This is a genomic window from Pseudomonas sp. TH34 (assembly GCF_016650865.1).
Classification (GTDB): domain Bacteria; phylum Pseudomonadota; class Gammaproteobacteria; order Pseudomonadales; family Pseudomonadaceae; genus Aquipseudomonas; species Aquipseudomonas yamanorum.
In genome coordinates, this window is sequence record NZ_JAEKFB010000030.1 from 45,610 (window position 1) to 54,858 (window position 9,249).

Consider the following 9,249-nt stretch of genomic DNA (forward strand, 5'->3'; position numbering starts at 1 on the left):
ATGCAAGATATTGAATTTACCGAAGAACAGGTAATGATCCGCGACATGGCCAGGGACTTTGCCCGTGGCGAAATCGCGCCCCACGCCCAAGCCTGGGAAAAGGCCGGCTGGATCGACGACGCCCTCGTCGCCAAGATGGGCGAGTTGGGCTTGCTGGGCATGGTCGTGCCCGAAGAATGGGGCGGCACCTACGTCGATTACGTGGCCTATGCCCTGGCGGTGGAAGAGATTTCAGCCGGCGACGGCGCCACCGGCGCGCTGATGAGTATCCATAATTCAGTCGGTTGCGGGCCAATCCTCAACTACGGCTCACAGGAACAAAAGGAAACCTGGCTGGCGGAACTGGCCAGCGGCCAGGCCATCGGGTGCTTCTGCCTGACCGAACCCCAGGCCGGTTCCGAAGCTCACAACCTGCGTACCCGCGCCGAACTGCGGGAAGGCCAGTGGGTGATCAACGGCGCCAAGCAGTTTGTCAGCAACGGCAAGCGCGCCAAACTGGCGATTGTGTTTGCGGTGACCGACCCCGACCTGGGCAAGAAAGGCATATCGGCATTCCTCGTACCGACCAGCACCCCAGGCTTCGTAGTGGACCGTACCGAACACAAAATGGGCATCCGTGCCTCGGACACCTGTGCCGTCACCCTCAACCAATGCACGGTGCCGGAAGCCAACCTGCTGGGCGAACGCGGCAAAGGCCTGGCTATCGCCCTGTCCAACCTCGAAGGTGGGCGCATCGGGATTGCCGCCCAGGCGCTGGGCATCGCCCGCGCCGCCTTTGAAGCAGCGCTGGCCTACGCCCGTGACCGGGTGCAGTTCGACAAAGCAATCATTGAACACCAGAGCGTGGCGAATATGCTGGCCGACATGCAAACCCGCCTGAATGCGGCGCGCTTGCTGATCCTGCACGCGGCCCGATTGCGCAGTGCGGGCAAGCCGTGCCTGTCGGAAGCGTCCCAGGCCAAACTGTTCGCATCGGAAATGGCCGAGAAGGTCTGCTCGTCGGCGATGCAGATCCATGGGGGTTATGGGTATCTGGAGGATTACCCGGTGGAGCGTTACTACCGGGATGCGCGGATTACCCAGATTTACGAGGGCACCAGCGAGATTCAGCGAATGGTGATTGCCAGAGAGTTGAAAAACTACCAGCTGTAACAGGTATTCCCAGAACCAATGTGGGAGCGGGCTTGCTCGCGAAGGCGGTGGATCAGTCGATACATCGGGTGACTGCAATACCGCCTTCGCGAGCAAGCCCGCTCCCACATTTTTGATCTTCAGCGTTTCAGGACGGTGTTTATTTGTCCTTGAACTCCGGCGCACGCTTGGCCACAAACGCCGCCATGCCTTCCTTCTGATCCAGTGTGGCAAACGCCGCATGGAACACCCGACGCTCAAAGCGCACGCCCTCGGACAGGCTCACTTCAAACGCGCGGTTGACGCTTTCCTTGACCATCATGCTGATGGGCACCGATTTGCTGGCAATCAGGGTCGCGACTTTCAATGCTTCGTCCAACAGCTCATCCGCCGGCACGATCCGCGCGACAATCCCGCAGCGCTCCGCTTCCACCGCATCGATAAAGCGCCCGGTCAGGCACATTTCCATGGCCTTGGCCTTGCCTACGGCGCGGGTCAGGCGCTGGGTGCCACCCATGCCCGGCAGTACGCCGAGGTTGATTTCCGGCTGGCCAAACTTGGCGTTGTCACCGGCCAGGATGAAGTCGCACATCAAGGCCAGTTCACAACCGCCGCCCAGGGCGAAACCGTTGACTGCGGCGATGATCGGCTTGCGGCGGTTGGCCACGCGGTCGCTGTCGCTGAACAGGTCGTCGAGGTAGATCTGCGGGTAGGTCAGCTCGGCCATTTCCTTGATGTCGGCGCCGGCGGCAAAGGCTTTTTTCGAGCCGGTGAGCACGATACAGCCGATTTCCGGATTGGCCTCCAGGCTGTCCAACGCTTGGTTCAGCTCACTGACCAGTTGTGCGTTCAAAGCGTTCAGCGCTTGCGGGCGATTGAGAGTGATCAGCCCGACACGGCCCTGGACGTCCAGCAAAATGGTTTCGTAACTCATAGATACTCCTCAGAGATTGCGTGAAATGACCATGCGTTGAATATCGCTGGTGCCTTCGTAAATCTGGCAGACCCGCACATCGCGGTAGATCCGCTCCAGGGGAAAGTCGCTCAGGTAACCGTAACCGCCGAGGGTTTGCAAGGCTGCCGAACAGACCTTTTCGGCCATTTCCGAAGCAAACAACTTGGCCATGGACGCCTCCACCAGCGCCGGATTGCCGCTGTCACGCAGGGCGGCGGCGTAATGCACCATCTGCCGCGCCACGGCGATTTGCGTCGCCATGTCCGCCAGGCGGAAGGCCACGGCCTGGTGCTCGATGATCGGCTTGCCAAAGCTTTCCCGCTCGCGGGCGTAGTCCCGGGCCGCCTCAAACGCCGCCCGGGCCATGCCCACTGCTTGCGACGCAATGCCGACGCGCCCGCCTTCGAGGTTGGCCAGGGCGATCCGATAGCCTTCACCCTCCTCGCCCAAACGGTTGGCCACCGGCACTTTCAAGTCCTCAAACAAGATCTGGCAGGTGTCGGAGGCATGCTGGCCGAGTTTGTCCTCGACCCGCGCCACGCTGTAGCCCGGCGAGTCGGTAGGCACGATAAAGGCGCTGATACCGCGCTTGCCGGCAGCCGGATCAGTGACCGCAAACACAATCACGATCCCGGCGTTTTGCCCAGAGGTGATGAACTGCTTGCAGCCATTGAGCACGTAGTGATCGCCCTCCAGCCGGGCGCGGGTTTTCAGGCCGCTGGCGTCGGAACCCGCCTGGGGCTCGGTCAAGGCAAAAGCGCCGAGCATCGCGCCGCTGGCCAGGGGCTTGAGGAACTGTTCTCGCTGTGGGTCGTTGCCGAACTTGAGGATCGGCACACAGCCCACCGAGTTGTGCACGCTCATGATGGTGGAGCAGGCGCCGTCACCGGCGGCGATCTCTTCCAGGGCCATGGCGTAGGCCAGGTAGCCGGTGTCGCAACCACCCCATTGCTCCGGGACCAGCATCCCGAAGAAACCCAACTCGGCCATTTCACCGATGGCTTCCTTGGGGAAGCGATGCTCGCGGTCCCATTCGGCGGCGAACGGTTTAAGCCGCTCCTGGGCGAACTGCCGGGCGGCTTCGCTGATTTGCAGTTGTTCGTCATTCGGGAGCATAGAAATTCCTTAGTACAGGCATTCAACAGCCATGGCTGTGGCCTCACCGCCGCCGATGCAGATCGCCGCAACACCGCGCTTGAGGCCTTTCTGGCGCAGGGCCGAGAGCAGGGTCACCAGGATCCGCGCGCCGGACGCGCCAATCGGATGGCCCAGGGCACAGGCGCCGCCGTGGATATTGACCTTGCTGTGGGGAATCTCCAGCTTGCTCATGGTCACCAGGCTGACCACGGCAAAGGCTTCGTTGATTTCAAACAGGTCGACTTCGTCGAGGTTCCAGCCAGTCTTGCTCATCAGCTTACGGATCGCCCCCACCGGCGCGACCGGGAACAGGCCAGGCTCATCGGCAAACGCCGCGTGGCCATGGATCACCGCCAGCGGCTTGAGCCCGCGCTTCTGCGCTTCAGACTCGCGCATCAGCAGCAATGCCGCCGCGCCATCGGAAATCGAACTGGAGTTGGCCGCCGTCACCGTGCCGCCTTCGCGGAAGGCCGGCTTCAAGGTGGCGATCTTGTCCAGCTTGGCTTTTGGCGGCTGTTCGTCGTGGGTGATGGTTTTCTGCTCCTTGCCCACGGTGACCTGCACCGGGACGATTTCGGCGATGAAGTTGCCATCGGTGATCGCCTGTTGCGCACGGGTCAGGGAAGCAATGGCAAACGCGTCCTGGGCTTCACGGGAAAAGCCGTTGTGCTCGGCGCAGTCCTCGGCAAAGGTGCCCATCAGGCGGCCCTTGTCGTAGGCGTCTTCAAGCCCGTCGAGGAACATATGGTCGAGCACCCGGCCGTGGCCCATGCGGTAGCCGCTGCGGGCGCGGTCCAGCAGGTACGGCGCGTTGGACATGCTCTCCATGCCACCGGCGATGACCACTTCCACGCTGCCCGCCAGTAACGAGTCATGGGCCAGGATCGTGGCTTCCATGCCCGAACCACACATCTTGTTGAGGGTAGTGCAGCGGGTCGATTTATCCAGGCCTGCGCCTAGAGCAGCCTGACGTGCAGGTGCCTGGCCGAGGCCGGCGGGCAGCACGCAACCGAACAGCACTTCATCCACGGCATCGGTGGCAATACCGGCACGCTCGACCGCTGCACGAATCGCCGCAGCCCCCAGTTGCGGGGCGGTCAGGCCCTTGAGGTCGCCCTGGAACCCGCCCATTGGGGTGCGTACTGCGCTGACAATAACGATGGGATCAGTCATGAAAATCTCCTTATTTGGCCGCCATGCGCAAGGCACCGTCGAGACGGATCACCTCGCCGTTGAGCATGCTGTTTTCAATGATATGCCGCACCAGTGCGGCGTACTCGCCTGGCTTGCCCAAGCGCGGCGGGAATGGCACACCGGCGGCGAGGGACTCACGCACTTCCGGGGTCATGCCAGCCATCATCGGGGTTTCGAAAATGCCGGGGGCGATGGTCATCACCCGAATCCCGTAGCGCGCCAGCTCACGGGCGGCAGGCAGGGTCAGGCTGGCGATCGCACCCTTGGAGGCGGCATAGGCCGCCTGGCCGATCTGGCCGTCAAACGCCGCCACCGACGCCGTGTTGATAATCACACCGCGCTCGCCATCGGCATTCGCTTCGGTTTCGGCGATAGCCGCCGCAGCCAGGCGCAACAGGTTAAAACTGCCGATCAGGTTGACGTTGATCACTTGGGCAAAGTTGGCCAGAACGTGAGGGCCATTTTTGCCAAGGATCTTCTCGCCGCGAACCACACCGGCGCAGTTGACCAACCCGTGCAGACCACCGAAGGCTGCCACCGTGGCCTGCACCGCAGCTTCAGCAGCGGCTTCCTGACTGATATCCGCGACTATGCTGCGGGCCTGCTCGCCGAGCTTTTGCGCCTGGGCCGCCACTGCGTCAGCGTTCAAATCCACCAGCATCACCTTGGCACCGGCCGCTACGAGCATCTCGGCCGTCGCCGCGCCGAGGCCTGAAGCGCCGCCGCTGACCAGAAAAACCTTGTTCTCAATCTGCATCACTGTTTCCTTGAAGAATGGGTCACGCCGTGGCCGCCTGGGCCTTGGCAATTTCCTGATTACGCAAAATGAAGCGTTGCAGCTTGCCGCTCGGGGTCTTGGGCAGCTCGCTGACAAATTCGATTTCCCGTGGGTACGAGTGCGCCGCCAGGCGCTTGCGCACGTGCTGGCGCAGCTCTTCGGCCAGGGCCGGCTCGGCGCGGTATTGCTCGCTGAGCACCACAAAGGCTTTGACGATCTCGGTGCGTTCCGGGCATGGCTTGCCCACCACCGCGGCCTCCACCACTGCCGGATGCTCGATCAATGCACTTTCCACATCGAACGGCCCTACTCGGTAGCCGGAGGTGGTGATCACATCGTCGCTGCGCCCGACAAAGCTGATGCTGCCGTCGGGGTTCAGCTCCACCGTATCGCCGCTGAGGTAGTACTTGCCGACGAAGGCTTTGGTCTTGACCCCGTCGTAGCCGGCGAACCAGCACATCGGCGATTGTTCGCGGTCAATGGCGAGGATGCCCGGCTGGCCGGCGGGCAGTTCCTGGTGGTTGTCGTCCAGTACCACGATGCGGTGGCCTGGCGAGGCAAAGCCGGCGGAACCCACGTGCACCGGATGTTCCAGGCCGTGGTGGTTGCACAGCACCATGCCCAATTCAGTCTGGCCATAATGGTCGTGGATGGTCACGCCGAGGTTGTCGGCGAACCAGCGGATCACTTCCGGGTTCAAGGGCTCGCCGGCGCTGCTGACAATGCGTAGCTTGCCCTTGATCGACTTGGCGAACTGCTCGCCGCCGGCAATCAGCAGGCGATAGGCCGTGGGGGAACCGGTGAGGTTGGTGATCCCGTATTTGTTGATGACGCGGCAGGTGCTTTCGAGGGTGAACGGGCCGTCGTAGAAGGTGATCGGATGGCCCATGGACAAGGGGCCGGTCACGCCGAAATAGATGCCGTAGGCCCAGCCCGGATCGGCGACGTTCCAGAATGCGTCTTCGGGGCGCAGGTCGACGGCGTCGCGGGTGTAGCTCTGGAACGCCACGATTGCCTTGAGCGGTACTGCCAGGGATTTCGACGGGCCAGTGGTGCCGGAGGTGAACATCAGCAGGAACGGGTCGTCGGCGCCCAGCAATACGGGCTCGCAGGTGTTGGAATAGTTGGGCAGTTCGGCCCAGAAGCTGAAATCGCCGCGCACGATACCTTCGCCGTTGGGGCCGGCGACGGTGACGATGGTTGGGCAGTCGGCCACTTCATTGAGTTTGGGACGGTTCACGGCGTCAGTGACCACCAATGCTGCGCCGGAGCTGTTCAGGCGGTGTTCGATGGCCTTGGGGCCGAAGGCGGTGAACAGCGGCTGATAGACCGCACCGATGCGCCAGGTGGCGAGTACCACTATCAGTAACTCGGCGGTGCGTGGCAGGAGGCCTGCTACCTTGTCTCCGCGCTTTACGCCCTGGGCCAGGAGGAAGTTGGCGAAGCGGGCGGCCTGGTCTTGTAATTGGGTGAAGGTGGACGTGGCGCTGCGGCCGTCCTTGCCCTCCCAGAACAGCGCGATGCGGCCGGGTAAGGCGTGGCGGTCGCAGCATTCGACGCAGGCGTTGAGGGCCTGCAGAGTGCCCGACAGGGCGGCGTCAACGGTGTGTTGGTAGTTGAACTGGGTGGTGGTGGCCGAGTAATCACGCATCGCTTCAAATCCCTGTGTGTTTTTTATTTTCAGGATGGGTACGTAGACCGGTGAAATAGTCGCTCTAGAGCGGTGGGTGGGCAATGGTCAAAGCTTTCAACTTGGTTGACTGGTTTGGCCAATGGGGGGCTTTTTTTGGGTTGTGTGTGTATATCCGTTGTTTAGGTAACGGCCGCTTATGGTTCCGCTCTTACAGCGGCTCACTTTTGAAGAGCGCAAAAGTAAGCAAAACGCTCTTGCCCCACCACTCGGCACCTCGCTTAGGCTCGGTGTGCCCTCACTCCGGCTTTGGACCGTGGGCCGCCACGATGGGCCATCCTTGGCCCAGCGCGGCTAACCCGGCGTCCTGCCGGGTTACCCACGCTCCAAAGCCTGCGTTCGGCCAGCGTGGTTTAACGGGGCGCCTAAGATCAAGATCAAAAGCAAGAGCACAGCGGCCTCCCGGCCGGCTTGAGTGTTGAAGAGCAAAAGCCAAATCAAAATCTAAAGCGGGCACGGTTCAAATGTGGGAGCTGGCTTGCCTGCGATGGCATCAACTGGGTGTACCTGATGCACGGAGGTGTCTGCATCGCAGGCAAGCCAGCTCCCACAGAAAAGCAGAGCTGCATCAGCTTCAGATTTGGCTTTCGCTTTGGTCTTTGCCTTTGCTTTTAACACTCAAGCCGGCCGGTAGGCCGCTGTGCTCTTGCTTTTGATCTGCTTTTGATCTTGATCTGCGGGCCCCGTCAACCACGATGGCCGCAAGCAGGCACGGTGGAGCGGGTAAACCGGCAGGACGCCGGTTTAGCCGCGCCGGGCCATGGATGGCCCGTCGCGGCGGCCCGCGGAACCGGGCCGGAGTGCGGGCATGCCGAGCCTAGGCGAGGCACCGAGTGGTGGGGCAAAGACCTTTTGGTTACTTTTGGGGCGTTTGCCAAAAGTGACCCGCTGTAAGAGCCATCCCTTTCAAGGTCTTGGTTTAAAATCCCCTAACCAATCCAGTCAGGACGGCGAAACTATGTGGGAAAAGGTTTTAGAACGGTTTGAAAAACAGGCTCCGGCCAGCGTCATGACCAAGTTGATATTAGAGCAGGCAGTAGATGCCGCTTGGGTTGACAAGGTGTTCGATGATCACCGCCAACGGCAGTACTCACGTGAGCTTTTGTTTTCAACCGTTGTTGAGCTGATGTCCCTTGTTTCATTGGGCTTGAGGCCGTCGTTGCACGCGGCGGCGCGCAAGATGGAGGGCCTTTCGGTCAGTGTTTCGGCACTCTATGACAAGATCAAGCGAACCGAACCCGAGCTGCTTCGCGCCCTCATTTCGGGCAGTGCCGAGCGTTTGATACCAACCGTCGAAACGCTCGGCCATTCATCGATCCTGCCCGGCTGGCAGTTGCGTATTGTGGATGGCAACCACTTGCCGGCCACTGAAAAACGTCTAGGCGCTCTGCGCAATGAGCGCGGCGCAGCGCGCCCAGGATTTTCAGTAGTTGCCTACGATCCGGATCTGGATTTAGTCGTTGATCTTCAGCCGTGGGAAGATGCCTACGCCAGTGAGCGAGTCAGTGTTTTACCGCTGCTGGCCCGCGCATGCGCGGGCCAGTTGTGGATGGCTGACCGGCTCTATTGCACGCTGCCCATCCTGCAAGCCTGCGAGGATACGGGGGCTTCGTTCATCGTTCGCCAACCCAGCAAGCATCCACGCCTGGTCCAGGAAAGTGAGTGGCAAGACTCAGGGACGGTCGATAGCGGAACCGTTCGCGAACAAATCATCGAAATGAAGGGTGGCCGCCGCTGGCGACGTGTTGAGTTGAGCCTGCAAACGGCGAATGACTCAGGTGATTTGGTGATGTGGTTCTGGAGCAATTTGCCCGACACCATCGGTGCCCGGCAGATAGCCGATTTATACCGTCATCGCTGGAGTATCGAGGGAATGTTTCAGCGCCTTGAGTCGGTACTGGACAGTGAAATTACAGGCCTTGGCAGCCCGAAAGCCGCGCTATTGGGCTTTGCCTCGGCGGTCCTGGCTTACAACGTTTTGTCGGTTCTCAAGCGTAGCGTTGAGCAGGCGCACCGCGAAACGCAGCCAGAGGGTTGGCAGGTTTCGATTTTCCATTTGGCGGTGCATGTTCGCAGTGATTATCAAGGCTTGCAGATCGCATTGCCTGCGGAAAATTTCCCTCTTGAAAAGACTCCGCAAGGGCTGGCAGAGCGATTGCTGGCCCTGGCAAGGATGATCAAACCTAAGTCCGTAGCAAAAAGCCCTCGTGGCCCCAAAGTAGCCAAGCCCAAGGAGTGGCTGGAAGGTAAGGCAGCACGGGCGCATGTCTCAACAGCTAGGGTGCTTAAGGCGGCCAAGTCGGATAAACGTACTTAAACATGGCCTTAAACGGACTTTTAAACGCAGACCTTGAAAGGGATGGC

The 9,249-nt window shown here is 61.0% G+C and carries 7 protein-coding genes; 2 read left to right on the forward strand and 5 right to left on the reverse strand.

Going from position 1 to position 9,249, the window contains the following annotated elements:
• Positions 1–1,152, forward strand: coding sequence for an acyl-CoA dehydrogenase family protein (locus tag JFU58_RS22900; RefSeq protein ID WP_201142436.1), 1,152 nt, complete (start codon positions 1–3; stop codon positions 1,150–1,152).
• Positions 1,153–1,291: 139 nt separating this feature from the next.
• On the opposite strand, the gene JFU58_RS22905 is transcribed toward JFU58_RS22900, so the two are convergent.
• The 5 genes from JFU58_RS22905 to JFU58_RS22925 are packed head-to-tail and all read right to left on the reverse strand — an operon-like array spanning position 1,292 to position 6,846.
• A complete protein-coding gene (locus tag JFU58_RS22905) occupies positions 1,292–2,065 on the reverse strand; it encodes an enoyl-CoA hydratase (RefSeq protein ID WP_010171088.1) in 774 nt (257 codons plus the stop codon).
• Between the two features lie 9 nt (positions 2,066–2,074).
• Complete coding sequence (locus JFU58_RS22910; protein WP_201142438.1) at positions 2,075–3,202, reverse strand: acyl-CoA dehydrogenase; 1,128 nt, start codon at positions 3,200–3,202, stop codon at positions 2,075–2,077.
• Positions 3,203–3,211: 9 nt separating this feature from the next.
• Positions 3,212–4,396, reverse strand: a complete 1,185-nt coding sequence (locus tag JFU58_RS22915) for an acetyl-CoA C-acyltransferase (protein WP_063030094.1) — start codon at positions 4,394–4,396, stop codon at positions 3,212–3,214.
• A 10-nt stretch (positions 4,397–4,406) separates the two neighbouring features.
• Complete coding sequence (locus tag JFU58_RS22920) at positions 4,407–5,174, reverse strand: SDR family NAD(P)-dependent oxidoreductase (protein WP_201142440.1); 768 nt, start codon at positions 5,172–5,174, stop codon at positions 4,407–4,409.
• 22 nt (positions 5,175–5,196) lie between these two features.
• The gene (locus JFU58_RS22925; protein WP_201142442.1) at positions 5,197–6,846 is read right to left on the reverse strand and encodes an AMP-binding protein; all 1,650 of its coding nucleotides are present in this window, start codon (positions 6,844–6,846) and stop codon (positions 5,197–5,199) included.
• Between the two features lie 1,048 nt (positions 6,847–7,894).
• Here JFU58_RS22925 and JFU58_RS22930 point away from each other — a divergent pair.
• Complete coding sequence (locus JFU58_RS22930; RefSeq protein ID WP_201139778.1) at positions 7,895–9,202, forward strand: IS4 family transposase; 1,308 nt, start codon at positions 7,895–7,897, stop codon at positions 9,200–9,202.
• Positions 9,203–9,249 lie beyond the last annotated feature (47 nt).

Coding starts and splice junctions, on each gene's coding strand:
- JFU58_RS22900 (WP_201142436.1), top strand. CDS start 1: ATGCAAGATATTGAATTTACCGAAGAACAGGTAATGATCCGCGACATG.
- JFU58_RS22905 (WP_010171088.1), bottom strand. CDS start 2,065: ATGAGTTACGAAACCATTTTGCTGGACGTCCAGGGCCGTGTCGGGCTG.
- JFU58_RS22910 (WP_201142438.1), bottom strand. CDS start 3,202: ATGCTCCCGAATGACGAACAACTGCAAATCAGCGAAGCCGCCCGGCAG.
- JFU58_RS22915 (WP_063030094.1), bottom strand. CDS start 4,396: ATGACTGATCCCATCGTTATTGTCAGCGCAGTACGCACCCCAATGGGC.
- JFU58_RS22920 (WP_201142440.1), bottom strand. CDS start 5,174: ATGCAGATTGAGAACAAGGTTTTTCTGGTCAGCGGCGGCGCTTCAGGC.
- JFU58_RS22925 (WP_201142442.1), bottom strand. CDS start 6,846: ATGCGTGATTACTCGGCCACCACCACCCAGTTCAACTACCAACACACC.
- JFU58_RS22930 (WP_201139778.1), top strand. CDS start 7,895: ATGACCAAGTTGATATTAGAGCAGGCAGTAGATGCCGCTTGGGTTGAC.